The sequence below is a fragment of the Sphingomonas phyllosphaerae genome, assembly GCF_029623345.1.
In the GTDB taxonomy this organism is placed as follows: Bacteria; Pseudomonadota; Alphaproteobacteria; order Sphingomonadales; family Sphingomonadaceae; genus Sphingomonas; species Sphingomonas phyllosphaerae_C.
In genome coordinates this window covers 1-24648 of record NZ_JAPYKH010000031.1, presented here as the reverse complement: position 1 = coordinate 24648, position 24648 = coordinate 1, and the positions used below count along the sequence as shown (strand labels likewise).

Below are 24648 nucleotides of genomic sequence, written 5' to 3'. Positions count from 1 at the left end.
CGCTCAGCGTCACCAGCGAGCGGCGGCGGTCGTCGGCGTCGGCGCGGCGCACCACCAGACCGCGCGACTCGAGCTTGCCGAGGCAGCGCAGCGCGGTGCTGGGCGGCACCGCCGCGCCGATGCAGGCGCTCGACACCGGCACCAGCGCGCCGCGGCCGTGATGAATGTAGAGATCGAGCAGCATGTCCCACGCCGCCTCGCCGAACAGGTCGGCGCCGAACAGCCGGTCGCGCGAGCGGCGCTCCTGGTACATCAGCTCGGCGCGCTCGAGCAGCCCGGGTGCGGGCGCTGGCTGCTGCGCTTCCTTGGCGCGGAGCCGCTCGAGCAGCGCCTCGATCTCACGGATCGCGCAGCCCAGCTCCTCGCGCGTGGCAGGTTCGTGCCTCATCGGCCGCCCCCCGCCGCTGGAAGGTCCAGTCGAACTCGCGCGTGCCCGCCCGCAATCTCTGGTGATGACGCGCCACGCCAACGACCAGCAGCAGCAAGCCCGGATAGGCCAGCCACGCCGCGACGCGCGTGTAGACGATCGGCAGCACCGCCGGGTCGTAGGCGCGCACGCCGTGCGTCATCACGGTCAGCGCGTGGAAGGCGGTGAGATACAGCGGCCAGAAGCGGTCCGCCGCGAGGCTCACCGCCACCAGCCCGCCGAGCAAGGCGGTATCGATCGCCACCCGCTGCCACTCGACGTGGAAGTAGGTGTAGCCGCGCACGTGCGGCAGCAGGTAGGAGGCGATCGCCGCCGTCAGCAGCAGCGCCGCCACCCAGCGTTCCGGCGCGCCGCCGCGCCGGAAGGCATAGAGGCAGGTGCCCAGCAGCACCGCGGCGAAGACGAGGACCCGCGTCATCGGCCGCTTTCCCGATTGGGTTGATCACGTTCGATCCGCCGCGGCTCAGGCGGTGAAGCCGGGGCGGGGATCCTGCTTGTCGGTATCGCCGTACAGCCGCACGTCGAGCCCGCGTGCCTTGGCCAGCGCCTCGAGCAGGCGGTGGACGTCGGCGGTGGCGCCCTGCGCACCGCTGATCTGCACCGCGACGTCGCTGATCCCGGCGCGGATCGACTTGCCGACGATCGGCGCGATATTCTGCTCGATGCGCGCGTCGATGAGCGCCGCCATGAGGCGGCCGCACACCGCAAAGGCGCGGTCCTGCAGCATCTCGAGCTCGCGCAGGAGCGTGGCGACCGCGTCGACCTCGACCGAGGCGACCTCACCGCGCGAGCTGCGCGACGACGTCGCTGAGGGTGCGGACGAAGAGAGCGAAAAGACCGAAGCCGGTGACGAGGCCGAAAACGATGGCGCCGAGCCAGAAGAGGCGCTGTGCGATAGTGAGGTCATTACCATCCCCTTTGCGGAACGGCAGCCACGGCGCGGCGGGGGCGTGTGTCGGCGCTCCCGTCCCGACCACGGCGGCCGGTGCCGGAGCGTCATCGCCCGGCGAGGACGGCTCTGCGGCCGGCAGGGGGGTGGGGTCTCCCACCGAGAAGCGACCCCTCGCATCGGGGTGGGCGGCCTCATAGGCGGCCAGCGCGGCCGCCGCGGCGGGGCGGCCGCCGACGCCCAGCAGCGCGGTCGCCTCGGTGAGATAGCCGCTGGCGGTATTCTCCGAGATGGCGAGCGCGCGCGCGATCTCCTTCACGCGGTAGCGCTGGTGGTAGAGGCGCAGGCACTCCCGTTGTCGGGTCGTCAGTTTGGCGAATCGATCCGGCGACATGGTCCCGAGATGGGATAGCAAGCGATGCAAGTCATCAACCAAGATCGGCGTCGCGTGCCGTCGCGGGTCTCGCCGCTGTCCTACATCGTCCAACATCCGCCACCCCCGCCGCCGCATCATGGACGAGGGAGGACGCATGCGCGAGCTGGTGGAGCAGGTGATCGACTCGAGCGGGCGGCGCGGCGCGGTGGTGCGCGGCGCGCGGCGCGGGCGAACGGTAACGGTGAACCGGCGCGAGTCGCCGCTGGCGTGGCTCGCCGCGCGCGGGCTGGTCGACGCGCGCCAGGCGGAGGCGGGCGAGCGGCTCCGCGCGGATTACGAGCGCGCGCAGCTCGCGCCGTCGGTGACGATGAATTGGGCGCCGCGCGTCGACAATGGACGCGGCGCCGCGCTCGACCCGGGCGAGGCGCAGCTCGCCGCCAAGCGCCGCTTCGACGCAGCGGTGGGCGCCGCAGGGCGCGGGCTGGCCGACGTGCTGTGGCGCGTGGTCTGCGCGGGCGAGTCGCTGCCCGACAGCGAGCGCGCGCTCGGTTGGCCGGCCCGCAGCGGGCGGCTGGTGCTGTCGCTCGCGCTCGACCGGCTGGCGGATCATTACCGGCTGGCGTGATCGCGCCCCTTGCCCCGCACGCCGCGCGCCGACACATAGGCGCGATGCGGCTGCGCTTCGTCAAATGCCATGGCTCGGGTAACGATTTCCCGCTGATCGACGCGCGGGACGCGGCGCTCGACGGCACCGACTGGGCGGGCGTGGCGCGCGCGCTCGCCGACCGCGCCGGACCGGTTGGCGGCGATGGGATGCTGCTGCTCACCCGCGGCGACGATCGCGCGGCCTTCGGCATGCGCATGTTCAACAGCGACGGCAGCGAGGCCGAGACCTGCCTCAACGGGCTGCGCTGTGTCGCGCGCGCGGGCTTTGCCGTGCTCGGGGTGGAGCGCGCCACGGTGCGGCTCAAGACCAGCTACGCCGAGGTGGCGCGCGCCGAGGATCTCGCGCCGGGCGTCTACACCGTCGCCGAGACCGCGGGCCCGGCCTCGCTCGACGCCGCCGCCTGGCCGTTGCGCGACGCCCCGGCGCGGATCGTCGAGGCGCCGGTGCCGCCGCTGCCGAGCGAGCGCGCCTTCACCGCGGTGGCGATGCCCAACCCGCATCTGGTCGCCTTCGTCGACTCGGTCGACGAGACCGAGCTGGTCGCCGTCGGGCAAGCGTGCGAGGCGGCGCCGGCGTGGCTGCCCAACCGCGCCAACGTCTCCTTCGTCGAGGTGCGTGGGGAGGACCGGCTGTTCGTCCGCACCTTCGAGCGCGGCGTCGGGCTGACCGACAGCTGCGGCAGCGCGATGGCGGCTTCGACCTATGCCGCAGGACTGACCGGGCGCGTCGCGTTCGACCGCGCGCTGACGGTGTACAACCGCGGCGGCCTGGTGCGTGCGCGCGCGGGTGCGGACGCGATGGTGACGCTGCACGGCAACGCCACCTGGGAGTGGGAGGGCAGCGTCACGGTCGATCCCGCGCGCGGCGTCGCGGGCGAGCTGGTGGTGGAGCGCCACGCCGCTGACGAGATCGCCGCCTGGGCGCGGGTGGTGGCGGGGGCGTAGGCGGCCGTGAGGCGGGGCAGGTGCCCCCTAACGGCCGCCTGACGGCAACTTTGGTGAGCGGAGGTGCAGTCAACACCCCTTACTGCCCGCCAAGCTGCTCCAGCAGATCGGTCACCTTGCCGCGCAGCTCGGCGTCACGCGTGATCTCGAGGATCGCGCCCAGGCTGCGGCGCGCGCTCTCATGGTCGCCGTCGACCAGCTCGAGCCGCGCGCGCTCCCACCAGCCATGCGGCTGGTCGGGCGCGAACACCGTCATGCGCTGGTACAGTTCGAGCGCGCGGCGGCCCTTGCCGGCAAGCTCGGCGCGCGCCGCCTGGTTCTGCAGCAGCCGCACCAGCACCGCGCGGTTCGGCATGGCGGCGACGTGGGTCACTGCGCGTCCCGGCCGCGCCGCTTCGAGCAGCGCCGACAGCCGCTCCGCGCCGACGCGCGCGCCGCCTGCGAAGGGATCGACGATGACCGGCTCGCTCTCGGCCTCGATCAGCACCAGCACGTGGCCGGGTACGTCGAGCACGTCGGCGCTCCAGCCGAGCCGGCGCGCGGCGGCGACGTAGAGGATCGACAGGCTCACCGGCAGCCCGCGGCGACGCTCGAGCACCTGAAGCAGGTCGGCGTTGGCGGGATCGTCGTAGCTGGCGGAATCGCCGAGGAACCCGAACTCGCCCGCGAACACCTCGGCGAGCGCGTCCGCGCGCTCGAGCGAGGTCTCGGCGTCGGCGCCGGTGACGTCGAGCCGGGTCGCAATCGCCTCGAGCAGATCCTGTGCGGGGGTAGGGTCGGCGTCGGGGTGGTCGAGCAGGGCGAGCAGCAGCGCGGCCTCGTCGAGCACGATATCGTCCTCGTCGATCAGGCCGAGGCGAAGGAGATCGTCGGTCATATCACCGAAGATGGGGGCGCGTGGCCGGACATGCGAGGGGCAGGCTTCGATCATCCTCCCCCGGCACGGGGAGGATTAGGTCTCAGCCCCTCAGAACGAATCCTTCGCCGCGCGCCACCGCGCGAACGTCCCCACGTCTGGCGCGCGCAGGAAGGGGTTGGTCGCGCGCTCGGCGGTGATCGTGGTCGGCACCGTCGCCTCGCCCGCGGCGCGGGCGCGGTCGACCTCGGCCATGCGCGCCACCAGCGCTCCGTTGTCGGGCTCCACCGTCAGCGCGAAACGACCGTTGCTCTGCGTATATTCGTGCCCGCAATAGACCGCGGTGTCGTCGGGCAGCGCGGCGAAGCGGCGCATGTTGGCGTACATCTGCGCCGCGTCGCCCTCGAACAACCGCCCGCAGCCCAGCGCGAACAAGGTGTCGCCGGTGAAGATCACCGCCTCCTCGGCGAGGTGGAAGGCGACATGGCCCGCGGTATGGCCCGGCACCTCCAGCACCGTGGCGCGATGCTGGCCGAGTGTGAGCGAGTCGCCCTCGCGCACGCCGCGGTCGAGTAGGTCGATCTTGGCGCGCTCCGCCTCAGGGCCGGTCACGGCCGCGCCGGTCGCCGCCTTCACCGCCGCGACGCCGCCGGTATGGTCGGGGTGCCAGTGCGTGATCCACACCTGGCCGATCGCCCATCCACGCGCCGCGGCGGCGTCGAGCACGGGCTGTGCCTCGCCGGGGTCGACCACCGCGACCGCGCCGTCCTCGGCACGCACCAGCCAGCTGTAATTGTCCTTCAGCACCGGCACGCGGACGATCTCGAGCATCACCATGTCCCCGTGTTGGGCATCGACGCCCAGGGCTCGGCCGGGGCGAGCGGTGCGCGCGCCTGGAGCAGCTCGATCGAGACGCCGTCTGGGGTCTTCACGAAGGCCATATGGCCGTCGCGCGGCGGGCGGTTGATCGTCACCCCGGCGTCGGCGAGCCGCTGGCAGGTCGCGTAGATGTCGTCGACCCGGTAGGCGAGATGGCCGAAGTTGCGGCCGCCGTCGTAGACCTCAGGCGCGCTGCCGTCGGCGGGCGGCCAATTGTAGGTCAGCTCGACCTCGACGCGGCGGTCGCCGATGGCGGTATCGGCCTCGGCGGCGAGGAAGATCAGCGTGAACCGCCCCGCGTCGTTGTCGATCCGCCGGACTTCGTCGAGCCCGAGCAGCGCGAAGAAGGCGACGGTCGCGTCGGGGTCGCTGACGCGGATCATGGTGTGGAGATATTGGGTCATTCTACCTTCCGTTCGTCGTCCTGGCAGCTGTGGGGTCGAGGGCGGACGTTCGCTGACCAGGTCGGTCTTGCCCACCCTATAACCACCCCGGTGCACGCCGGGGTCCAGGTGGGTGAGCTTGGCGGCTCCCACGACGGCCGTTCCCAACTGGACCCCGGCGTCCGCCGGGATGGTCAGAGGAGCGGGCGGCGCGGCAGCAACGCTTTCCCGGCAACGCTCCCCGCCTATTTCCCCCCGAACTGCGTCAGCGCCTGCGCCGCCGACTGGCCCGCCGGCGACCCGGGCGCGAGCCGCGCCGCCTCCTGCCACGCCGCCTTGGCGCGATCGGCATCGCCCCCCGCCGCGGCGATATTGCCCGCCTCGAGCTGGACCGAGGCGTCGTCCGCGGAGCGGCGCAGCGCCTGCGCAATATCGGCGCGCGCGCGGCCGAGGTCGCCGCCGCGCCGCGCCAGCGTCGCCGAGAGCAGCCACGCCAGCGGGTCGTCCCCGGCGCTCGTCAACGCCTGATCGAGGTCGGTGCGCGCCCCGGCGGTGTCGCCCAGCGCGACCAGCGCGCGGGCGCGGTCGAGATGTGCCTCGCCGCGCTGCAGTTCCACCAGCGTCCCGGCCGCCAGCGCTGCGTCGAGCGCGCCGCGCGCCTTGGCGGCGTCGCCCGCGGCGAGCCAGGCGTTGCCCGCCTGCGCCCAATAGTCCGCCGCGTGCGAGTCGTGCGCCAGCTCGCCGCCGCGCGCCGCCTCGGCGAAGGCCACGCCCGCCTCGGGATAGCGGTCCTGCGCCGCCAGCGCGAGCGCGAGGCACGCGCGCAGCCCCGCGCCGCCGCGCCGCGCGCGCGCCTCCGCCGCGGCGGGGTCGCTGCGCGTCTCGGCGACGCAGCCCGCCGCGGGGTCGCTGCCACTGACGCCGGGCGGCGTCGCGCCCTGGACAGCGGCGGCGAGCAGCAGCGCGGCGAGCGGGATCATGGCACCACATCCTCCACCGCGCGGATTAGCAGCGCGAGATCGTCCTCGCGCGACAGGCGGTGGTCGCCGTCCTTGACCAGCCAGGTCTGAACGTGCGGCGAACGGATCAGCTCGGCGAGCCGCGCCGAGCGATGCCACGGTACGTCGGGATCGGTCTGGCCGTGCAGCAGCCGCACCGGCCCCTCGAACGCGATCGGGCCCGACATCAGCCGGTTCGCCTCGCCCGACTGCCAGAAGCGGCGGGTGTAGACGGTCGGTGCCGGGCCATAGGGGTTGGCACGTTCGAGCCGGCCGTGCTCGAGCAGGTACATCTTCTCGTCCTGCGAGAAGCCCCAGTCGGTGAAATCGGGCGCGGCGGCGATGCCGACCAAAGCGGCGATCCGCGCGGGACGCGCCAGCGCGGCGAGAAGCATCACCCAGCCCCCCATTGACGAGCCGACCAGCACCACCGGCCCTTCGACATGGTCGATCATCGCCACGGCGTCGTCGCGCCAGTCGGCGAGCGACTGGTCCTCGAACCGCCCCTCGGAGGCGCCGCAGCCGCCATAATCAAAGCGGAGAAAGCCCTGACCACGCGCCTTGGCCCATTGCTCGAGCGCGAGCGCCTTCGTGCCGCTCATGTCGGAGGCATAGCCGGGCAGGAAGATCACCGTCGGCGCGGTGCCGGCGTGATGGTGATAGGCGAGGCGCGGTCGCTTCGGCGCGGTGGTGACGATGCTCATGCGCGTTGGCTTAGACGCGGGGCAGCGCTTTGCGAAGGCGGAGGACGTCGGGTCGGGTGCGGGTCGGCGTCACGGCCGTCCTCCCGTCCCGCTCATAGTGTTTCGCGCCACCAGCTCCGCCCTTTTCGTCATTCCCGCGAAGGCGGGATCCAGACACGCTGACGTCACGCCTCCATCCTTGGGTCCGCGCGTCTGGATCCCCGCCATCGCGGGGATGACGGGTGAGGGGCAGGGTTGCCGAGTAAGGCGCGGGGATGACGTCTGGTGAAGCGGGCAACGCGCACCTCACCCCCTCACTACCTCAGACCAGCCTCCGGCGCCCCGGCGTGCCCTCACTCGCCAACGCGCAGCCGCGTCAGCTCGCGCTCGGGCGCGTCGGCGGTCGCGGCGAAGAACTGCCGCAGCAACGCGCGCTCGTCGGCGGTGAGGTGGGGGTTCCAGGCGTCGAGGATCAGGATCGCGCGCGGCCGGTCGGAGCGGTTCCACGCTTCGTGCTCGATCGTGTCGTCGAACGCCCAAGCCCGGCCTTCTTCCCACTGGCGCGTCTCGCCGCCGACGCGGAAGCCGCAGCCGGGCGGCACCACCAGCGGCAGGTGGACGATCGCGCGCGCGTTGCTCACCCCCGTATGTGCGGGCAGATGCGCGCCCGGCGCGAGGATCGAGAAGAACACCGTCGGCGTCCGCCCCGGCAGATCGGAGAGCGGCAGCGCCTCCACCGCGGCGGCGGTGCGCGGCACGCGCGCGCAGACCGCATCGTCGCGCTTGCCGTCACGCCACAGATGGAGCGCGCCCCAGGCGAGCGAGCCGTCGAGCGCAGACCATTTGTTGCGCGGCGTCCCGGGCTTCATCGCGACATAAGGCCGCAGCGCGTCGGCGTCCTCGGCCAGCACGCGCAGCAGCTCGTCGCGGATCGTCGCGGTCTCGGCCTCGAGCCGGTCGAACCACGGAAACAACTCGCGCGCAAAATATTCGTCGGCGGGGAGGAAGGGCACGTGCAGCCCGGCGCATTGGTTGGCGTAGATCTGGCGTCGGCCCAGCGCGTGGTCGACGCAGGCGTCGATGCGGCGTCGTGCAGCCGGTGCGAGCGCGGCGCGGGCCGGCGCCAGCGCGGCATCGATCGTGGCCGCGAAGCCGGCGCGCTGGGTCGCGACATAATCGCGCGCATGCTCGAGCATCGCCTCGATCGCGGGGGAGCGCTCGTCGAGCAGCGCCGCCATCGTCAGCACGTTGCCCCAGCGCTCCGCCGCCTCGTCCTGCTCGCCCGCGCGCTCGTGCCACTCGGCCAGCCTGACGAGCGCCATGAAATGGCGCTGGTCGATCGCCAGCGCGCCCTCCAGCGCGGCGCGCTCGGCCGCGGTGTCGTCGCGCGAGCGGTGCGCACGCGCCAGGTTCATCCATAGTTCCGGCGCGACCGGATCGGCGGCGATCGCGCGGGTGAACCAGTCCGCCGCCGCCGCGAAGGCACCGCGCGCGAGCGATTCGACGCCGATCGCGTTGAGCGCCACCGGATGCTCGGCCCCGCCGGCCACGGCGGCATGGAACAGCCGCACCGCCTCGTCGCGACGACCGGCGTCGCGCGCCGCGAGCGCGGCGGCGAGATGCTGCTGGGGCTGGGTCGGATCCATAACATGGATGATAACCGATCGCGCAGTCTGGACAATCGCGCGCGTGCCGGCGCACAGCGGGGCGATGGCGGCGGCTGCTCTCCCCTTGCTCGACGCGACCTGGCTGGCGCACCGCTACGATCCGGGTCACGATGCCTTCCACCTCCGGCGCGTGCCGCGCGAAACGCACCGGGCCGCCACCTTCCTCACCGACGAGTATCTGCCCCAGGACAGCGCGCCGCCGTTGGTGGTGCGCCGCGCCGACGCGCGCGCCGCCGCACCCGCGCCCGTGCCGCTGCACTGGATCTTCCACTCCGCCTTCTGCTGCTCGACGCTGCTCGCGCGCGCGGTGGATCATCCCGGCGCAGCGATGGGGCTGAAGGAGCCGGTGGTGCTCAACGACCTGATCGGCTGGCGCCGCCGCGGCGAGCCCGGTCCCGATCTGGCGAGCGTGCTAGACGACACGCTCGCGCTGCTGGCGCGCCCCTTCGCCGCGGGCGAGGCGGTGGTGGTCAAGCCCTCGACCATCGCGAACGGCTTCGCGCCCGCTTTGCTGACGCTGCGGCCCGACAGTGCCGCGCTGCTGCTCCACGCGCCGCTGCCGACCTATCTCGGCTCGGTGGCGAAGAAGGAGCTGGAGGGGCGGATGTGGGTGCGCACCTTGCTCGCGGGCATGCTCGACGACGGGCTGGCGCGCTTCGGCCATGACGCGCGCGCGTTGTTCGCGCTGACCGACCTGCAGGTCGCCGCGCTCGGCTGGCTCGGCCAGCACGCGCTCTTCGCCGAGCTGGTCGAGCGCTTCGGCGCGGCGCGGGTGCGCACGCTCGACAGCGCGACGCTGATGGCGCGCCCGCGCGCGGCGCTGGCCGCACTGGCGTCGCTCTACCGGCTCCGGCTCGACGACGCCGCGCTGGACGCGATCGTGGCGGGGCCGGCGTTCACGCGACACTCCAAGTTCGGCAAGGCCTTCGACGCGACCGCGCGCGCCGTCGAGCATCGCGAAGCCGCGACGCTCCACGCGCGCGAGATCGAGGTGGTGGTGCGCTGGGCCGAGCAGGTGGCGGCGAGCTTCGGCATCGCGCTGACACCGCCGGCGCCGCTGCTCGGCTAGGCGACTCGGGTGCTCACTGCTGTTCACCCGGCAATCGGCCGCCCATGCGGCTCTGGTTGATCGAGCGCAGCTCGTCGCGATCGCGCTGCCACTCGGCCTTCGTCTTGCACACGCGCTCGCTGTCGACCAGCGATCCGGTCTTGGTGAAACGCTTGCAGATCACCTTGTCCGCCGCATCCACCGCTTTCTCCGGGGCGTCCTTGGTCTTGGCCTGCGCCGCGGGTGCGGCGACGGCGAGCAGAAGCGCGAGGGCGGTGAACCGGTGCATGATCGAGCCTTATTCGTCAGAGGCGATGGATCGAGGCTAAGCCGAGCCGCCGCGGCCTGTCAAACCGCGTCGCGCAGCCTGTTCAGCAGCCGTTGAGGGTCGGCTGTCCGCACGTCCCCGAGGCGGCGGAGTTGCGCAGATTGTCGCGATCGCGTTGCCACTCGTTCTTGGTCTTGCACACGCGCACTCTGTCAACGAGCGAACCGGTTTTGGTGAAGCGCTTGCAGACCATCTTGTCCGCCCGGTCCGCCGCTTTCTCGGCGGCGTCGCGCGGTCTGGCCCGCTCGCGCGCGGCCGGCACCGCGACGGCAGCCAGGGCGAGGGCGAGCGCGGCGATGCTGTGCATGGGGGAGACCCTGTCGTATGCGGCTGAGCCACGAGGCTAAGATGGAGCGCCGAGCCATGTCAAACCGAGTCGTGCGGCGGCGCACCAAGTCGGGTCGCGCCGATGTCGCGACGAGCCGTGCGGCGATCGAGCGCGCGCTCGCCGCGGGCAACGTCCCGCGCGCCGCGGCGCTGGCCGAGGCAGCGCTCGCCGCCGGCGCGAGCGACCCGATGATTTTGAACCTCGCGGCGTGGCAGCACGAGGAGGCGGGCGACTATCGCGGCGCGCACGCACTGCTGCGCCGCGCGCTCGCGCTGGCACCGGGCGACGTGCTGATCGCGGGCTCGATCGGCGCGGTGCTGCGCAAGGAGGGGCGCCACGACGAGGCGCTGGCGGTGCTCGATCGCGTCGTCGCCGCCGAGCCGCGCCACGCCGCCGCCTGGCTGGAGCGCGGCTACACGCTCGACTCGCTCAAGCGCGAGGAGGAGGCGGGCGAGAGCTATCGCCGCGCGCTCGCGCTCGATTCGACCCTGGCGCCCGCCTACGGCCGCCTCGCCGACACCGCGGCACGGCGCGGCCGTGCCGACGAGGCGCGCGACCAGGCCGCGCGCGCCCTCGCGCTTGACCCGCACGAGCCCGCCGCGTGCGCCGCGCTCGCCACCGTCGCGATCGAGGCGCGCGACGGCGCCGCGGCCGAGGCGCTGCTGCGCCCGCTGGTCGACCATGTCCGCGGCGACGACCGCACGCGCACGCTGACCCTGCTGGGCGACGCGCTCGACCGCCAGGACGGCACCGAGGCGGCGTTCGACTGCTATCGCGACGCGCAGGCGAACTTCCGCGAGGTCTACCGCGACGCGCTCGAGCCCGGGCCCGACCGGCCGTCGCACCGCGCCTTCATCGAGCGCATCGCCGCGCAGCTTGACGCGCCGCGCGCTCCCGCGCCCGCCGGTGACGTGCCCGGTGCCGCCGGGACCCATGTCTTCCTGCTCGGCTATCCGCGCTCGGGCACGACGCTGGTCGAGAACGTGCTGGCGAGCGCGCCGGGGGTGACCGCGCTGGAGGAGCGCGAGACGCTCGCCGGCACCGACGGCGTGTTGGTGCAGAACGACGGCGCGATGCCGGACCTCGCCGCGCTCGACCCCGCGCTGCGGGACCGGCTGCGCGCCGATTACTGGCGGCGCGTGGCGGCGATGGGGGCGGCGACCGCGGGCACGTTCGTCGACATGAACCCGCTTAACGGCGCGAAGCTGCCGATCATCGCCGCGCTGTTCCCGCAGGCCCGCGTGCTGGTGATGCGGCGTGACCCGCGCGACGTCGTGCTGAGCTGCTACCGCATCAACTTCACCCCCAGCCCGGCGGCCTGGTGCTTCAGCGACCTGGAGGAGACCGCGCGCCACTATGACGCGCTGATGACGCTGACCGAGCGCGCGCGCGCGACGCTGCCGCTCGCCTTCCACGAGGTGCGCTACGATCGGCTGGTGACCGACTTCGCACCGACGGTGCGCGCGATGGCGGACTTCATCGGCCTGCCCTGGACCGACGACTTCGAACGCTTCGATCGGACCGCACAAGCCCGCGGCGTGCGCACCGCGAGTGCCACTCAGGTACGCCGCGGCCTGTTCGACGGGCGCGGCCAGTGGCGCCGCTACGCCGACCAACTCGCGCCGGTGCTGCCGATCCTGCAGCCTTGGGTGGAGCGCTTCGGCTTCGCGGATCGAGCTTCACTGCGCGAGTGAGCGAGGGCTCAAGAGCCGAGCGATGTTGCCGCTCCCCGGCGCACACCCTAGGTAACGCGGGATGACGCTCACTCCCCCGGTCGCCGCGACGCGCGCGCATTCCTTCACGCGCCACGGCGTCACCGTTGAGGATCCCTATGCCTGGCTCAAGGATCCGAACTATCCGGAGGTGACCGACCCCGACGTACTCGCCTATCTCGAGGCCGAGAACGCCTATTTCGAGGCGCAGATGGCGCCGCACCAAGCGCTGGTCGACCGGCTCTATGAGGAGATGAAGGCGCGCATCAAGGAGGACGAGTCGAGCGTCCCGCAGAAAGACGACGACTATCTCTACTGGACCGCATTCGAGACCGGTGGCCAGTATCGCCTGTGGTGGCGCAAGCCGGTCGCGGGCGGTCCGGACGAGCTGCTGCTCGACGAACCGGCGCTGGCCGAGGGCAAGGAATATTTCCGTCTCGGCGCGTTCGCGATCTCGAACGACGCGCGCCTGCTCGCCTATGCGATCGACGACAATGGGTCGGAGCGGTTCACGATCCACGTCAAGGATCTGGCCAGTGGTACGCTGCTGCCCGACACGATCCCCGGCATGCTCTCCGACATCGTATGGAGCGCGGACGACAGCGGCTTCCTCTACGGGCTCGCCAACAAGGAGTGGCGCACCGACAATGCGCGCTTCCACCGGCTCGGCACCGATCCGGCGGAGGACGTCGAGCTCTTCCACGAGGACGACGAGGGCTATCGCGTCGCGGTGGGCGAGACGAGCGACCGCCGCTGGATCGTGATCTCGACCGGCGACCATGTCACCAGCGAGGTGCGGCTGCTTCCCGCGACCGACCCGTTTGCCGCGCCGATCCTGGTCGCGCCGCGGCAGGAAGGCCGCGAATATGACGTCGACGCGCACGGGGACACGCTGTTCATCCACACCAACGACACCGATCCGATGTGGCGCCTCGTCACCGCGCCGATCACCGCGCCGGGCGAGTGGACCGAGCGGATCGCGCCGAGCCCGCATTTCTACATGACCGGGGTGGACTGTTTCCGCGACTATCTCGTCGTCGAGGGGCGCGAGGACGGGCTCGACCAGATCGAGATCCATTCCTACGACCCCGCCGCCGCGCCGCGCCGCATCGCCTTCCCCGAAGCGAGCTACACCGCCGGCATCGGCGACAATCCCGAATTTGAGACGCAGGTGCTGCGGCTGGGCTATGAGTCGATGGTCACGCCCGGCACGGTCTACGATTACGACGTGGCGAGCGGCGCGCTCACCGTGCTCAAGGTGCAGGAGATCCCGTCGGGCTATGACGGCGAGCGCTACGCCACCGAGCGGCTCAAGATCACCGCGCGCGATGGCACCGAGGTGCCGGTCTCGATCGTCTACCCGCGCGATTTCCCGCGCGACGGCTCGCGCCCGCTGTTCCTCTACGCTTATGGCGCCTACGGCCACGCCATCCCGCCGGGCTTCTCGACCGGGCGGCTGTCGCTGCTCGACCGCGGCTTCGCCTACGCCATCGCGCATATCCGCGGCGGCGACGATCTCGGCCAGCAATGGTATCACGACGGCAAGCTCGAGAAGCGCGCCAACACCTTCACCGACTTCGTCGACGTCGCGCGCGGTCTGATCGCGGGCGGGTGGACCAGCGCAGGCCGGATTGCGGTGGCAGGGCGCTCGGCCGGCGGCGAGTTGATGGGCGTGGTGGTCAATTCCGACCCCGAGCTGTGGGGCGCGGTGATCGCCGACGTGCCGTTCGTCGACGTGCTCAACACGATGCTCGACGAGACGCTGCCGCTCACCCCGGGGGAGTGGCCCGAGTGGGGCAATCCGATCGGGGACGAAGCCGCCTTCCACCTGATCCGTGGCTATAGCCCCTACGACAACATCCGCGTCCAGGCCTATCCGCCGCTGTTCATCTCGGGCGGGCTCAACGACCCGCGCGTGACCTATTGGGAGCCCGCCAAATGGGCGGCCAAGCTGCGCGCGACCAAGACCGACGGCAACCTGCTGCTGCTCAAGACCAACATGGGCGCGGGCCACGGCGGCAAGTCGGGCCGGTTCGAGAGCCTGCGCGAGGCGGCCGAGGAGCACGCCTTCGTGCTGTGGCAGCTGGGGGTCGAGTCATGAGGCGCGACCGGCACCGCGCCTCGTGACGATCGAGGCGATCGTCGAGCAATACGGGCTGGCGGCGGTGTTCGCCGGGGCCGCGCTGGAGGGCGAGGCCGCGGTGATCGCGGGCGGGCTGCTGGCGCATCAGGAAATGTTTCCGCTCGCCGGCGCGATGGCCGCCGCGGCGGCGGGCTCGTTCACCGCCGACCAGGCCTATTTCTACGCCGGCCGGCGCTTCCGCGACCATCGCTGGGTCGCCGCCGCGCGCGCGCGCCCCGCCTTTGCCAAGGCGATGGCGGCGCTGGAGCGCCACCCGATTGGCTTCATCTTCGTGTTCCGCTTCCTCTACGGACTGCGCACGATCAGCCCGATCGCGATCGGCACCGCCGGGATCCACCCGCGGCTGTACGCCGCGGTCAACGCGGTGTCGGCGATGCTGTGGGCGATGACCTTCACCACGATCGGCTTCGTGTTCGGCGACACGTTCGAGGCGGCGGTCGGGCGCCTGCGGCATGACTCGCGCCTATGGTGGCTGGCGGGCAGCGTGGTGGCGGCGGGGATCGCAATCGCGCTGATCCACCGCCTATGGAGTCGACGATCATGACGCCGTTCCGCCACGAGGTCACCGCCCGGCCCGAGGACATCGACGAGCTCGGCCACGTCAACAATGCGGTGTGGGTGCGCTGGATCCAGGATATGGCGGTCGCGCACTGGGCCGCGGTGGCGCCGGCGGACCAGCAGGCCGCCCATGTCTGGGTCGTGACCCGCCACGAGATCGACTATCGCGGCAACGTCGTCGCGGGCGAGACCGTGACAGGCGAGACCTGGGTGCCCGGCGCGCCGCGCGGGGCGCGCTTCGACCGCCATTTTCGCTTCCTCGGCGGCGACGGCCGCGTGCGCGTCGAGGGCGTGACGACCTGGGCGCTGCTCGACCGCGCGACCGGGCGGCTGCTCCGCATCCGACCCGAGATCGCCGCGCCGTTCGTGGGGTGAGTGAAAGATCCTCCTCGCAGGGCGGGGAGGATCAACTCACCCCGCTAAACCCAAATTAACGTCGCGCCGTCATACCCGCCTGAACAACGGATTCGCCGGGAACAGGGGGGCTGGTCGGGCGGTGCTGGTGACGATCAAGACGAGCGCGGCGCGGCCCGGGATGTACGTCCACTCGGTCGAGGGCGGCTGGATGGCGAGCCCATTCTGGCGCAAGCACCTCGTGCTCGCCAGCGCGCGCGACATCGCCAAGCTGATCGAGGCCGGGATCGGCGAGATCGTGATCGACACCGACAAAGGCGTCGGCCCGCTCGTGCCCGCGTCGCAGCCGCTCTCCGTCGCGGCAGCGGTCGAGCTCGCTGGCGGCGCGCGTGCGGTGGTGGAACAGTCGCGCGGAGCGATGCTGCGCATGTTCGCCGACGCGCGCATGGGTCATGCGATCGACCATCGCGCGCTCGCCCCGCTGGTCGACTCGATTACGCAGTCAGTCGCGCGCGACCGGCGCGCGCTGCTCACCGTCACGCGGCTGCGCAGCAAGGACGAATATACCTGGCTCCACTCGGTCGCGGTCGGCGCGCTGCTGATCGGCTTCGCGCGCCACCTCGGCCTGACGGATACGGAGGTGAGCGATCTTGGCCTCGCCGGGCTGCTCCACGACATCGGCAAGATGGCGGTACCGAGCGCGGTGCTGGAGAAGACCGGCAGCCTCGACCCCGCCGAGCTGGCGGTGGTGCGCCACCATCCCGAGAAGGGTCACGCGCTGCTGCTCGGCGGCGACGTGCCCGACGTGGTGCGCGACGTCTGTCTGCACCACCACGAGCGAGTCGATGGCCGCGGCTATCCCTTCGGTCTCGCCGGCGACCGGCTCAGCCTCGCGGCGCGGATGAGCGCGGTGTGCGACGTCTACGACGCGGTCACCTCGCAGCGCCCGTACAAGCGCCCCTGGACGCCGGGCGACGCGCTGGCACGAATGCAGTCGTGGCACGGCCATTTCGACCCGGAGCTGCTCGCCGCCTTCATCGACCACATCGGCATCCACCCGCCCGGCGCTCTGGTTCGGCTGCGCTCGAACCGGCTCGCGCTGGTGCTCGGCACCGGCGGCGACGACCCGACCGCGCCGCCGGTCCGCGCCTTCTTCGACATTCCGACGCAGGCGCGGCTACCGCTGACCGAGGTCGCCACCGACGCCGCGGGCGACCCGATCCTTGGCAGCGAGCGCGGCGCCTACTGGTTCGGCATGTCGTGGGAACGGATGCGCACGGCGGTGCTCACCGCCAACAGCAATGATGCGCCGCCGCCGGCGCGCGCGGTCGGGGCCTGAGGCGATGGCGACCCGTCCCCATCCGACGCCGGCGCCCACGCCCGCGCCGCTGCGCCGCATGCTCGACTGGCTCTCGCCCGCGCGTCGGGCGCAGCGCCTCGACGAGCGGCTCGCCGCGCGGCGTCGGCTGTTCGACTCGATCGGCGAGCTGCTGTTCGCCAGCCGGCTTGCGCCGTCGCCGCGCAACTACAAACTGGTCCATTCCTATCTGTCGGGCGAGGACGTTGCCACCAGCGTGGCGGTGGCCGAGGCGCTGCGCGCCACGGGGACGCTGACCGAGGCCGCGGCGGCGCGCATTGCCGACGGCCAGGAAACGACCGAACTCGGTCCCGACACGCTCGCGCGGATCGTCGAGACGCTCGAGGCGCGCATCGGCGAGTGCCTTGGCGCCGCGGGCCAGTCGCGCCGCACCGCCGAGCAGTTCGGCAGCGCGATCGAGGGGGAGGCGGCGCGGCTCGACGACGACCCCGCTGCGACGATCGCGCGCATCGCCGCGCTGACCCGCGACGCCGTCACCGCGACGCGACTGGCCGAGGCGCAGCTCGAGCGCACGCGGCACGAGGCCGACTCGCTGCGCCGCGACCTGCGCCAGGCCCGTCGCGCCGCCGAGCGCGACCATCTCACCGGCCTGCCCAATCGCCGTGCGCTGGAGGCGGCGCTGCGCGCGCTCGACGCGGGCGACGCGGGCGACGCGGTGGCGACGGTCGCGTTGTGCGACATCGACGATTTCAAGCAGGTCAACGATCGCTTCGGCCATGCCGCGGGCGACCGCGTGCTGCGCTTCGTCGCCGGCTTTCTCGAGCGCGAGCTGGGCGGCGACGTGCTGGTGGCGCGCCACGGCGGCGAGGAGTTCGCCTGCCTGTTCCGCCACGGCGACGCGCCCGCCGCGGTCGCGCGGCTCGACGCCGCGCGCGAGCGGCTGTCGGCGCGCTCGCTGATCAACCAGGAGACCGGGCTGGCGTTCGACCGCGTCACCTTCTCGGCGGGCGTGGCGCCGCTCGGCGCCGACGGCGGCGCGGCGGCGCTGGCCGAGGCCGACCTTGCGCTCTACGCGGCGAAGCATGCGGGAAAGAACCGGGTCTGCGCGGCGTAGACGTCGGTCGTCGACGATCCTCCCGCCGGCACGAGGCGGCGCCGCCAGCACCACGCCGAGAGCTCCCATCCGCGCGCGGACATGGGGCTGATCCGATCAGCTATCCAGACCCAGCCCTCACCTCGCCTTCTTCGCCCCTCCCGCGGGCACGACCAGCTTGACCACGTCGTCGGGCGCGTCGTGCAGCTTGAGGTAGAGCGCGCCGCCGACCGGGTGCGGCACCGCCAGCTCGCCGCCGACGAAGCCGAGCGGCACATTCTGCGCCTTCTGGAAGCCCGCCTCATCCGCCACCTGCGCGATCAGGAACAGCTCCTGGCCGTGCAGCGTGCAGGTCGCGCCGTCGCAGCGCAGCTCGGTCAGCTCGGGCAGCCGCACCACGCGCGCCAACGGCTGCCAGTCGCCGACCAGATCGCCCTGCACCAGCCGCATCTTGAGCGGCCCGGTCGCCGCCGCGCCGAGCGCCTCGCGCGGGGTGAGGCTGGCGACCGCGACGTCGCTGCCGATCAGCTGGAGCTTGCCGCTCGCCACGCTGAGCTTGGCGCTGGCGCTGTCGTCGGCGGTCGCCACCTCGATCAGGTCGCCCGCGCTCAGCCGCGTGTTGACCGCGCGCGCCGAGAAAGTGAGCGTCGCCTCGGGCGCCAGCGCGAACTCGGGCAGCTCGAGCGTGAGCCGGTCCGGCGCCGCGGGCGCGGCGACGCTGCGGCTGACCAGTTCGAGCCGCGGCCGCGGCGGCGTGATCGTGGCGCGCACCGCGGTGGCGCGGCCGTCCTTGAGCGTCACCTTGGCGTCGCTCGTCCCGGTTGGCACCGTCTCGGTATTGGCCTCGGTGGTGAGCGCGAGCCGGTCGCCGCCGCTCATGTCGCGCGACAGCGCGCCCGCGGTGAAGGTCAGCCCCGCCACCTCGAGCGACGCGACCTGGTCGAGCCGCGCGCCGACCAGCCGCCCCTCCTTGTCGCCGGTGTAGAGCGTGAAGCCCTCCAGCCGGCTCGCCTCGCTTTGGCCCTTGAGCGTCAGCTGCGCCGGCGCGCTGGCGCCGTAATGCGACACCAGCACGGTCAGGTCGCCCGCGCGCGTGCGCTGGAGCGGCAGCGTCGCGCCGATCTCGTCGGGCGCGCTGGCCTTCCACTCGACCGGCTTGATCGTGCCCGAGCGATCGCGCAGCGCGACCTGCTCGACACAGGCGGCGGCGCCGCCGCGCAGCGTCAGCGGCGCGTCGCGGCCGACCACCACCGTATCGTCGGGCTTGGCCTGCCACGCCGCCGGCGCGCCGTTCTGGAGCGGGAAGCGCGGGCCGGTGAAGCTGTCGAAGCCCCAGCGGCCGCTCAGCACCGCCTCGCCGATCGTGCTGGCGCCGAGCTTCTGCGCGTCGGGCCCGACGACGAGGCCGCCGCGCTCCGCGTCGGCGGTCACCGGCAGCTCGACCGTCCTGCCGTCCGCCAGGGCGAGCCGCAGCGTCAGCGCGCGCGCGTAATCGGTCGCGAACACCAAAGGCGCGTCCTCCAGCGGCAGCACCAGGCCGGGCTTGGCGAGGCACACCGCGTCCTTGAGCGCGGCGCGCAGCGGCGGCGGGGCGGCCGCGCCGATCGGGGGCAGCGGCGCGACCAGCACCGACTTGGGGTTCTGGAACGACGGCGGCGTGTTGAGCTGGAGCCGCAGCCGCTCGTTCTGCCCCACCGCCAGCGCGGGCGAATATTGATAGTCGGCGCTGCGGAACACGCCGAACAGCCGCGCGAAGTCGCGCGCCAGCGAAATGTACGGGCTGAACTCGCCCGCGCCGCCCTCCTTGGTGGCGGCAAGCGAGTAAGCGAATTGCGTGGTGGTGCCGCCGATCACGTCGATCAGCGAGGCGGCACCGCCGCCGGTCTGGAGCACCATGCCGTCGCGGTTCTGCGTCAGGCACGAGGCCTGGAGCGCGCGGCTGCGCGCGAGGCAGTCGGCGTTGAGCTTGATCCCGAGCGAGCCGGCGAGTGCGGTGGAGACGGGGACGAGCCGCTCGGGCGCGCTCTCCTCGATACGCGCGACGCCGTTGACGAAGGTCTCGAGCCGGGCGCGGTCGAGCGAGGCCTGGTAGAGGTCCTGCGCGGCGCGGACGAACACGCCGGGGCGGCCGCGCACCGCCTTGACCAGCGCGTTGTAGCCGCCGCCGGTCTCGGGCGCCATCAGCGCGATCGCCTGCTGCGCGCCCTCGGGCACCTTGACGCGGAGCGTGGCCTTCTTGGGGTTCCAGGTCTCGGCCTCGTAGAACCAGTTCTTGGGCGGCGGGTTGGTCGCGCCGCGCAGGAAGACGAGCACGAGCAGGTAGCGCGCCGCCTGGTCGGCGGGGAGGTCCGCCTTGAGCTCGAGCTGGTCGCCGACGCGCAGGGAGGGCACCTGGCCGATCGGCAGCGTCACCTTCCCGCGCGTCACCGCCATGGTCAGCGCGGGGCCGGCGAGATCGAAGCTGTTGCCCTGCGCGCTCGCGGGCAGGGGCGACAGCACGAGCGAGGAGAGCGCCAGCAGCGCCAGCAAGCGTTGAAGAAGAAGCCGCATCACCCCTCGCTATAGCCCAGCCGCGCGCGCCCGCGCCACCGCCGCGATGGGTGGCGCGCGATCTGGGCGAGGATGCGGCGGCCGCATGGGGATGGTGGGGCGGGCGCGCCGGGTGGGAGGGGGCGAACGTTGAGGAATGTTGGAGCGAATGTTGCGAATGTTGAGCCGCCGGCGGGGTGCATCAGTGATGTCGAGGTATGACGCGAGGCGTATAGGCAGGTCAGGCGCACGGACACATGCAGCACTTGTTCCATAAACGCTTGATGTAGGACAGGGCAGAACCGTCCCCAAAGTTTTGATGTCTCGATGGCGAGGCGACCTCGCCATCCAGGGCGGCGTCAGTCAAAAGTCTTGCAATTACACTAAAAAAACAACCTGAACAACGGACGAAGGAGAAGATTGAAGGAGTATAAATATGTTACCGCCAAGTCCATGGGGAGATGGAAGGTACATCATGTCAAGCGGCTTTAATTTAGTTCGTAACATAACAATCAAATCACTTTTATGGAACAGGCTGAGTTTATACTCATCACCCTCATAAGTTACGGCGGCGAAGCTATTTCTTGCATAGGGTACACTAATTGGCTCACATAGCGCGTCATATGGTCTAGCGGTGGCTAAAGAAAAAGCGCTACACCTAGTCTTTATCCTGACATAATCGGCACTGACAGGAACATACGTGGCGCCGTTTTTCTCATATCGTACCCCGGCCTGTGTGGTGAAGCCGGAGACGGACAGAGAAGCCTCCTCGATTGCGCATCCAGTAATAATTTGTTCTGCACTTTGTAGGCGGATTGTGGAAGTGCTTGTTTGAAGCGAGGCGTAGCTGCTAATATGTTTACGTAAATCAATAGAGTAAGCAGACTTATTAGAACAACTTGAGTTTTGTGCGTTCGCAGGATTTGCAAAAAGTGCTATTAGACCCAGAGAAAACGGCAGCATTGCTGTCTGCAACACCGAAGTCCGGCAGAAGCTTTTATGTAAAATACATTTACGCATACAAATTCAGGGTGCCTCCAGCCTTAGTCGTTTCAATAGGCGATGGGTTGACTGAAGCAGATAATGTAACTACATTTCCATCGTATCCATAGGTCGGACTTGACAATGGTTTGAGGCCGACATCATCTTCGATTGTTTTGGCCACAGAGTTAGCCAGAACTTCGTTCCCCAAATAGTATCCGTCTGCGTCCTTTGTCCCGTTTTTTGTTTGCCATTCGTTTTCCGCTCTGCCCGCTTCTGTGTTATGCGCAAGTTCGTGCGAAATTAGGTAGTCAAATGACTTGTCCTTTTCTGAGCTGTCAGGGCTTCTTGCCTGATAGCCTGTAAGTGTGTCCGTTGAAAAATGGGTCACTCCGTTAGCATCGGTTGACGCGCCATTTTTTGTACCGCTTGGGTACGTCGTTCCTGGCTTATCAATCTGAAATTTCATTGAGGCCCAGAAACTTTTTACCTCGGCTCCTGTAACATTCTTGTATGTTCCATCTGATATCTTGACCTTAAACACCTTTCGTCTCTTATATTTTTCAAAGTCTTATCAATCGCGTTTGCCCTATCTCTAAATTCTTTTACGGCGTCGGCTTGCTCCTTGTTAGGATATTCAACCATCGTCTTGACCTTGCTGACTGCCGCTCCTCCCGGCTTCTTAGGCGGATCGTCAGGGAACGTTTGACCTGTCGATGGGGGTACATTCGATCCCGGGGATGGATCCGCCCCATCGGTGGGCGGGCGCTTGCCGGTCACCGTAATCTCAGTGCCCGAGGGTGAGTCATCAGAATCCGCTGTTGGGCGGAGCATACGGCTGTTTAGCAACGCGTTACCGCTAAGTGATGAGGTCGAGGATAAGGTAGTCGTCATAATAGATCTCCCTGTACAATACGGTGAACTGCGGATCGTACATTCATATTTTAGATAAAAATGGGAGATTGAGCTGACGGAATCCTAGAAATGATCTTGTCTGATTTGGGATTTGACCTCGGTGTCGGTTACTGAGTTGCGGTGTGGTCCACAGCCAAAATCCCGGCTTATAAAGTAATTCCTCATTTCGTAATTTCTGACGGCGCACCCATCATTAACCACCCCTCAACCAAATTCCGTCATCCCCTCGCCATCACGGGTCACAGGACCGGGCGAGGGTGATGGCGATGATCGGCGCGACTTCTGCGGCACAGGCGGGCGAGGCGGTGGACGTCGCCATCATCGGCGCCGGCCCGGCGGGGCTCACCGCCGCCTATCTGCTCACCAAGGCCGGCTACAGCGTCGCGGTGCTGGAGAAGGACCAGCGCTACGTCGGCGGGATCAGCCGCACGGTCGAGCACCAGGGCTTCCGCTTCGACATCGGCGGGCACCGCTTCTTCTCCAAGTCGAAGGACGTGGTCGATCTCTGGAACGAGATCCTGCCGCACGACTTCATCGAGCGCCCGCGGATGAGCCGCATCTATTACGAGGGCAAGTTCTACAGCTACCCGCTGCGCGCGTTCGAGGCGCTGGGGCATCTCGGCGTCGTCCGCTCGGCGCTGTGCATGGCCAGCTTCGCCAAGGCGCGGCTGCTGCCGCGGCGCCGCGTGCGCAGCTTCGAGGACTGGACCGTCAACGCCTTCGGCCACAAGCTCTACTCGATCTTCTTCAAGACCTATACCGAGAAGGTATGGGGCATGCCGTGCGACGAGATGAGCGCCGACTGGGCGGCGCAGCGGATCAAGGGCCTGTCGCTCGGCAAGGCGGTGATCGACGGGGTCAAGCGCTCGCTCGGGCTCAACAGGCGCCCCAACGACGGGATGCAGGCCAAGACTTTGCTCGAGAACTTCCGCTACCCGCGGCTCGGGCCGGGGATGATGTGGGAGGCGGCGCGCGACCGCGTCGTCGAGCGCGGCGGCACGGTGCGGATGGGGCATTCGCTGCGCCAGCTCCACCACCACGCGCCGAGCGGGCGCTGGACCGTGTCCGCCGACACCGCCGCCGGCATCACCACGCTCGACGCCGCGCACGTGATCTCCTCGGCACCGATGCGCGAGCTCGCCAGCCGGCTCCACCCGTTGCCCGCGGCGCTGCCCGAGGCGGCCAACCTGAAGTATCGCGACTTCCTCACCGTCGCGCTGATGATCCGCTCGCCCGAGCTGTTCCCGGACAATTGGATCTACATCCACGATCCCAGGGTGAAGGTCGGCCGCATCCAGAACTTCCGCTCCTGGTCGCCCGAGATGGTGCCCGATCCCGCCATCGCCTGCGTCGGCCTGGAATATTTCTGCTTCGAGGGCGACGGGCTGTGGACGTCGAGCGACGAGCAGCTGGTCGCGCTGGCGACGCGCGAGATGGCGGCGCTGGGGCTGTGCGACCCGTCGCACGTCGTCGGCGGCACCGTGGTGCGGCAGGAGAAGGCCTATCCCGTCTACGACGAGGATTACGCGCAGAACGTCGACATGCTGCGGCGCGAGCTGGAGGGGCGTTACCCGACGCTCCACTGCGTCGGCCGCAACGGCATGCACCGCTACAACAACCAGGACCACGCGATGATGACCGCGATGCTCACGGTCCGCAACATCCAGGCCGGCGCGCGCGTGTACGACACCTGGGCGGTCAACGAGGACGCCGAATATCACGAGAGCGGGCGCGAGGGCGAGGCCGCGGCGCTGTCCAGCCTGCGCCAGGTGCCCGGGCGGATCGGCTCGGACGTGCGCCACGCGGCGTGACGCGATGAAACTGCGGCGGCATCCCGCCGCGCCGGTGCTCGCCGGCTGGCTGCTGACCGCGCTGCTGCTGGTGGCGGCGAGCTGGGACGCGATCCGCGTGCGGATGTTTATCGACGCCGACGACGCGATGCGGCTGCTCGAGGTGCGCGACTGGCTCGGCGGGCAGGGCTGGTTCGACGTCGCGCAGCACCGGCTCAACCATGGCGACTTCCCGATGCACTGGTCGCGGCTGGTCGACCTGCCGCTCGCGGGCGCGATGCTGGCGCTGCGCCCGCTGCTGGGCCCTGGCGGTGCCGAGCGGGTGGCGCTGGTGCTGGTGCCGCTGCTGACGCTGCTGGCGGTGACCGCGCTTGCGGCGCTGCTGACGCGCCGGCTCACCGGGCGCGCGCGCATGCCCTATGCGGTGCTGCTGGTGGCGCTCGCCTCGCCGCTGCTGTTCCAGCTGCGCCCGCTGCGGATCGACCATCACGGCTGGCAGGCCGCCGCCGCGCTCGCCGCCGCCGCCGCGCTGCTGGCGCCACCGACGCGGCGCAGCGGCGCGCTCGCGGGCATGGCGCTGGCGGTGCTGCTGACGATCTCGCTCGAGGGGCTACCGATCGCCGCCGCCGCCATAAGCGTCGCCGCGCTCGGCTGGGCGTGGCGGCCGGCGCGCGGGCCGGCGGCGGTGACGCTCGGCTGGACGCTGGCGGGCGCGGCGAGCGCGCTTCACCTCGCCACGCGCGGGCCGCTGTGGGCGCAGCCGGCGTGCGACGCGATCGCGC

At 70.5% G+C, this 24648-nt stretch carries 25 protein-coding genes and 1 pseudogene; 11 read left to right on the top strand and 15 right to left on the bottom strand.

Annotated features, from left to right (window positions below; all coding sequences use genetic code 11):
- From QBJ89_RS18885 to QBJ89_RS18870, 4 genes are all read right to left on the bottom strand, one after another.
- On the bottom strand, positions 1–388 hold a 388-nt coding region (locus QBJ89_RS18885), incomplete at its 3' end, for a MarR family transcriptional regulator (protein WP_277982018.1).
- Positions 339–845: a hypothetical protein gene (locus QBJ89_RS18880; RefSeq protein WP_277982017.1), complete on the bottom strand. Its 507-nt coding sequence runs from the start codon at positions 843–845 to the stop codon at positions 339–341. The genes QBJ89_RS18880 and QBJ89_RS18885, both read right to left, overlap by 50 nt.
- A 45-nt stretch (positions 846–890) precedes the next feature.
- Positions 891–1154 (bottom strand): hypothetical protein, encoded by a 264-nt coding sequence (locus QBJ89_RS18875; RefSeq protein WP_223012678.1) that lies wholly within the window; start codon positions 1152–1154, stop codon positions 891–893.
- 52 nt (positions 1155–1206) lie between these two features.
- Positions 1207–1806: a LuxR C-terminal-related transcriptional regulator gene (locus QBJ89_RS18870; RefSeq protein WP_277982016.1), complete on the bottom strand. Its 600-nt coding sequence runs from the start codon at positions 1804–1806 to the stop codon at positions 1207–1209.
- Positions 1807–1846: 40 nt separating this feature from the next.
- Here QBJ89_RS18870 and QBJ89_RS18865 point away from each other — a divergent pair, with 40 nt between their 5' ends.
- Together QBJ89_RS18865 and dapF are read left to right on the top strand one after the other, a co-directional pair.
- Entirely contained in the window at positions 1847–2317 is a 471-nt protein-coding gene (locus QBJ89_RS18865; RefSeq protein ID WP_277982015.1) for a DUF6456 domain-containing protein, read from the top strand.
- Between the two features lie 44 nt (positions 2318–2361).
- Entirely contained in the window at positions 2362–3303 is a 942-nt protein-coding gene (gene dapF, locus QBJ89_RS18860) for a diaminopimelate epimerase (RefSeq protein WP_277982014.1), read from the top strand.
- A gap of 79 nt (positions 3304–3382) precedes the next feature.
- Here the strand turns inward: dapF and QBJ89_RS18855 are convergent, their stop codons facing one another.
- The 6 genes from QBJ89_RS18855 to QBJ89_RS18830 form a co-directional block, all read right to left on the bottom strand.
- Positions 3383–4180 (bottom strand): SirB1 family protein, encoded by a 798-nt coding sequence (locus QBJ89_RS18855; protein WP_277982013.1) that lies wholly within the window; start codon positions 4178–4180, stop codon positions 3383–3385.
- A gap of 90 nt (positions 4181–4270) precedes the next feature.
- Positions 4271–4990: a hydroxyacylglutathione hydrolase gene (gene gloB / locus QBJ89_RS18850; RefSeq protein ID WP_277982012.1), complete on the bottom strand. Its 720-nt coding sequence runs from the start codon at positions 4988–4990 to the stop codon at positions 4271–4273.
- Positions 4990–5442, bottom strand: a complete 453-nt coding sequence (locus QBJ89_RS18845; protein WP_277982011.1) for a VOC family protein — start codon at positions 5440–5442, stop codon at positions 4990–4992. Before QBJ89_RS18845 ends, gloB begins: the two co-directional genes overlap by 1 nt.
- A gap of 224 nt (positions 5443–5666) precedes the next feature.
- Positions 5667–6401 carry a tetratricopeptide repeat protein gene (locus QBJ89_RS18840; RefSeq protein ID WP_277982010.1) on the bottom strand — a complete coding sequence of 245 codons (735 nt, stop codon included), beginning with the start codon at positions 6399–6401 and terminating at the stop codon, positions 5667–5669.
- On the bottom strand, positions 6398–7123 hold the full coding sequence (locus QBJ89_RS18835; protein WP_277982009.1) for an alpha/beta hydrolase: 726 nt from the start codon (positions 7121–7123) through the stop codon (positions 6398–6400). Before QBJ89_RS18835 ends, QBJ89_RS18840 begins: the two co-directional genes overlap by 4 nt.
- A 332-nt stretch (positions 7124–7455) precedes the next feature.
- A complete protein-coding gene (locus QBJ89_RS18830; RefSeq protein WP_277982008.1) occupies positions 7456–8748 on the bottom strand; it encodes an aspartyl/asparaginyl beta-hydroxylase domain-containing protein in 1293 nt (430 codons plus the stop codon).
- Positions 8749–8755: 7 nt separating this feature from the next.
- Between QBJ89_RS18830 and QBJ89_RS18825 the strand changes: the two genes are divergently transcribed.
- Positions 8756–9838, top strand: coding sequence for a hypothetical protein (locus tag QBJ89_RS18825; protein WP_277982007.1), 1083 nt, complete (start codon positions 8756–8758; stop codon positions 9836–9838).
- 13 nt (positions 9839–9851) lie between these two features.
- On the opposite strand, the gene QBJ89_RS18820 is transcribed toward QBJ89_RS18825, so the two are convergent.
- Positions 9852–10106: a hypothetical protein gene (locus QBJ89_RS18820; RefSeq protein ID WP_277982006.1), complete on the bottom strand. Its 255-nt coding sequence runs from the start codon at positions 10104–10106 to the stop codon at positions 9852–9854.
- Between the two features lie 82 nt (positions 10107–10188).
- Positions 10189–10452 (bottom strand): hypothetical protein, encoded by a 264-nt coding sequence (locus QBJ89_RS18815; RefSeq protein WP_277982005.1) that lies wholly within the window; start codon positions 10450–10452, stop codon positions 10189–10191.
- A gap of 56 nt (positions 10453–10508) precedes the next feature.
- On the opposite strand from QBJ89_RS18815, the gene QBJ89_RS18810 reads away from it, so the two are divergent.
- From QBJ89_RS18810 to QBJ89_RS18785, 6 genes are all read left to right on the top strand, one after another.
- Positions 10509–12167: a tetratricopeptide repeat-containing sulfotransferase family protein gene (locus QBJ89_RS18810; RefSeq protein ID WP_277982004.1), complete on the top strand. Its 1659-nt coding sequence runs from the start codon at positions 10509–10511 to the stop codon at positions 12165–12167.
- Between the two features lie 61 nt (positions 12168–12228).
- Positions 12229–14286, top strand: coding sequence for a S9 family peptidase (locus tag QBJ89_RS18805; protein WP_277982003.1), 2058 nt, complete (start codon positions 12229–12231; stop codon positions 14284–14286).
- A gap of 22 nt (positions 14287–14308) precedes the next feature.
- Complete coding sequence (locus QBJ89_RS18800) at positions 14309–14872, top strand: DedA family protein (RefSeq protein ID WP_277982002.1); 564 nt, start codon at positions 14309–14311, stop codon at positions 14870–14872.
- Positions 14869–15261: an acyl-CoA thioesterase gene (locus tag QBJ89_RS18795; RefSeq protein WP_277982001.1), complete on the top strand. Its 393-nt coding sequence runs from the start codon at positions 14869–14871 to the stop codon at positions 15259–15261. The genes QBJ89_RS18800 and QBJ89_RS18795 overlap by 4 nt, the downstream gene beginning before the upstream one ends.
- 127 nt (positions 15262–15388) lie before the next feature.
- Entirely contained in the window at positions 15389–16579 is a 1191-nt protein-coding gene (locus tag QBJ89_RS18790; RefSeq protein WP_277982000.1) for an HD-GYP domain-containing protein, read from the top strand.
- 4 nt (positions 16580–16583) lie between these two features.
- On the top strand, positions 16584–17672 hold the full coding sequence (locus QBJ89_RS18785; protein WP_277981999.1) for a GGDEF domain-containing protein: 1089 nt from the start codon (positions 16584–16586) through the stop codon (positions 17670–17672).
- A 117-nt stretch (positions 17673–17789) separates the two neighbouring features.
- Here the strand turns inward: QBJ89_RS18785 and QBJ89_RS18780 are convergent, their stop codons facing one another.
- The 3 genes from QBJ89_RS18780 to QBJ89_RS18770 form a co-directional block, all read right to left on the bottom strand.
- Positions 17790–20201 (bottom strand): hypothetical protein, encoded by a 2412-nt coding sequence (locus QBJ89_RS18780; protein WP_277981998.1) that lies wholly within the window; start codon positions 20199–20201, stop codon positions 17790–17792.
- Positions 20202–20558: 357 nt separating this feature from the next.
- Positions 20559–21143, bottom strand: coding sequence for a hypothetical protein (locus tag QBJ89_RS18775; protein WP_277981997.1), 585 nt, complete (start codon positions 21141–21143; stop codon positions 20559–20561).
- Positions 21144–21192: 49 nt separating this feature from the next.
- Complete coding sequence (locus QBJ89_RS18770; RefSeq protein ID WP_277981996.1) at positions 21193–21705, bottom strand: hypothetical protein; 513 nt, start codon at positions 21703–21705, stop codon at positions 21193–21195.
- A 637-nt stretch (positions 21706–22342) separates the two neighbouring features.
- Between QBJ89_RS18770 and QBJ89_RS18765 the strand changes: the two genes are divergently transcribed.
- Positions 22343–23887, top strand: coding sequence for an NAD(P)/FAD-dependent oxidoreductase (locus QBJ89_RS18765; protein WP_277982019.1), 1545 nt, complete (start codon positions 22343–22345; stop codon positions 23885–23887).
- A 4-nt stretch (positions 23888–23891) separates the two neighbouring features.
- Positions 23892–24648: pseudogene (locus tag QBJ89_RS18760) on the top strand (hypothetical protein); the annotation flags it as partial.

What these genes read in the sequence shown, in the direction of transcription:
- QBJ89_RS18880 (WP_277982017.1), bottom strand. Translation starts at nt 845, where the DNA reads ATGACGCGGGTCCTCGTCTTCGCCGCGGTGCTGCTGGGCACCTGCCTC.
- QBJ89_RS18875 (WP_223012678.1), bottom strand. Translation starts at nt 1,154, where the DNA reads ATGCTGCAGGACCGCGCCTTTGCGGTGTGCGGCCGCCTCATGGCGGCG.
- QBJ89_RS18870 (WP_277982016.1), bottom strand. Translation starts at nt 1,806, where the DNA reads ATGTTGGACGATGTAGGACAGCGGCGAGACCCGCGACGGCACGCGACG.
- QBJ89_RS18865 (WP_277982015.1), top strand. Translation starts at nt 1,847, where the DNA reads ATGCGCGAGCTGGTGGAGCAGGTGATCGACTCGAGCGGGCGGCGCGGC.
- dapF (WP_277982014.1), top strand. Translation starts at nt 2,362, where the DNA reads ATGCGGCTGCGCTTCGTCAAATGCCATGGCTCGGGTAACGATTTCCCG.
- QBJ89_RS18855 (WP_277982013.1), bottom strand. Translation starts at nt 4,180, where the DNA reads ATGACCGACGATCTCCTTCGCCTCGGCCTGATCGACGAGGACGATATC.
- gloB (WP_277982012.1), bottom strand. Translation starts at nt 4,990, where the DNA reads ATGCTCGAGATCGTCCGCGTGCCGGTGCTGAAGGACAATTACAGCTGG.
- QBJ89_RS18845 (WP_277982011.1), bottom strand. Translation starts at nt 5,442, where the DNA reads ATGACCCAATATCTCCACACCATGATCCGCGTCAGCGACCCCGACGCG.
- QBJ89_RS18840 (WP_277982010.1), bottom strand. Translation starts at nt 6,401, where the DNA reads ATGATCCCGCTCGCCGCGCTGCTGCTCGCCGCCGCTGTCCAGGGCGCG.
- QBJ89_RS18835 (WP_277982009.1), bottom strand. Translation starts at nt 7,123, where the DNA reads ATGAGCATCGTCACCACCGCGCCGAAGCGACCGCGCCTCGCCTATCAC.
- QBJ89_RS18830 (WP_277982008.1), bottom strand. Translation starts at nt 8,748, where the DNA reads ATGGATCCGACCCAGCCCCAGCAGCATCTCGCCGCCGCGCTCGCGGCG.
- QBJ89_RS18825 (WP_277982007.1), top strand. Translation starts at nt 8,756, where the DNA reads ATGATAACCGATCGCGCAGTCTGGACAATCGCGCGCGTGCCGGCGCAC.
- QBJ89_RS18820 (WP_277982006.1), bottom strand. Translation starts at nt 10,106, where the DNA reads ATGCACCGGTTCACCGCCCTCGCGCTTCTGCTCGCCGTCGCCGCACCC.
- QBJ89_RS18815 (WP_277982005.1), bottom strand. Translation starts at nt 10,452, where the DNA reads ATGCACAGCATCGCCGCGCTCGCCCTCGCCCTGGCTGCCGTCGCGGTG.
- QBJ89_RS18810 (WP_277982004.1), top strand. Translation starts at nt 10,509, where the DNA reads ATGTCAAACCGAGTCGTGCGGCGGCGCACCAAGTCGGGTCGCGCCGAT.
- QBJ89_RS18805 (WP_277982003.1), top strand. Translation starts at nt 12,229, where the DNA reads ATGACGCTCACTCCCCCGGTCGCCGCGACGCGCGCGCATTCCTTCACG.
- QBJ89_RS18795 (WP_277982001.1), top strand. Translation starts at nt 14,869, where the DNA reads ATGACGCCGTTCCGCCACGAGGTCACCGCCCGGCCCGAGGACATCGAC.
- QBJ89_RS18785 (WP_277981999.1), top strand. Translation starts at nt 16,584, where the DNA reads ATGGCGACCCGTCCCCATCCGACGCCGGCGCCCACGCCCGCGCCGCTG.
- QBJ89_RS18780 (WP_277981998.1), bottom strand. Translation starts at nt 20,201, where the DNA reads ATGCGGCTTCTTCTTCAACGCTTGCTGGCGCTGCTGGCGCTCTCCTCG.
- QBJ89_RS18775 (WP_277981997.1), bottom strand. Translation starts at nt 21,143, where the DNA reads ATGCTGCCGTTTTCTCTGGGTCTAATAGCACTTTTTGCAAATCCTGCG.
- QBJ89_RS18765 (WP_277982019.1), top strand. Translation starts at nt 22,343, where the DNA reads ATGATCGGCGCGACTTCTGCGGCACAGGCGGGCGAGGCGGTGGACGTC.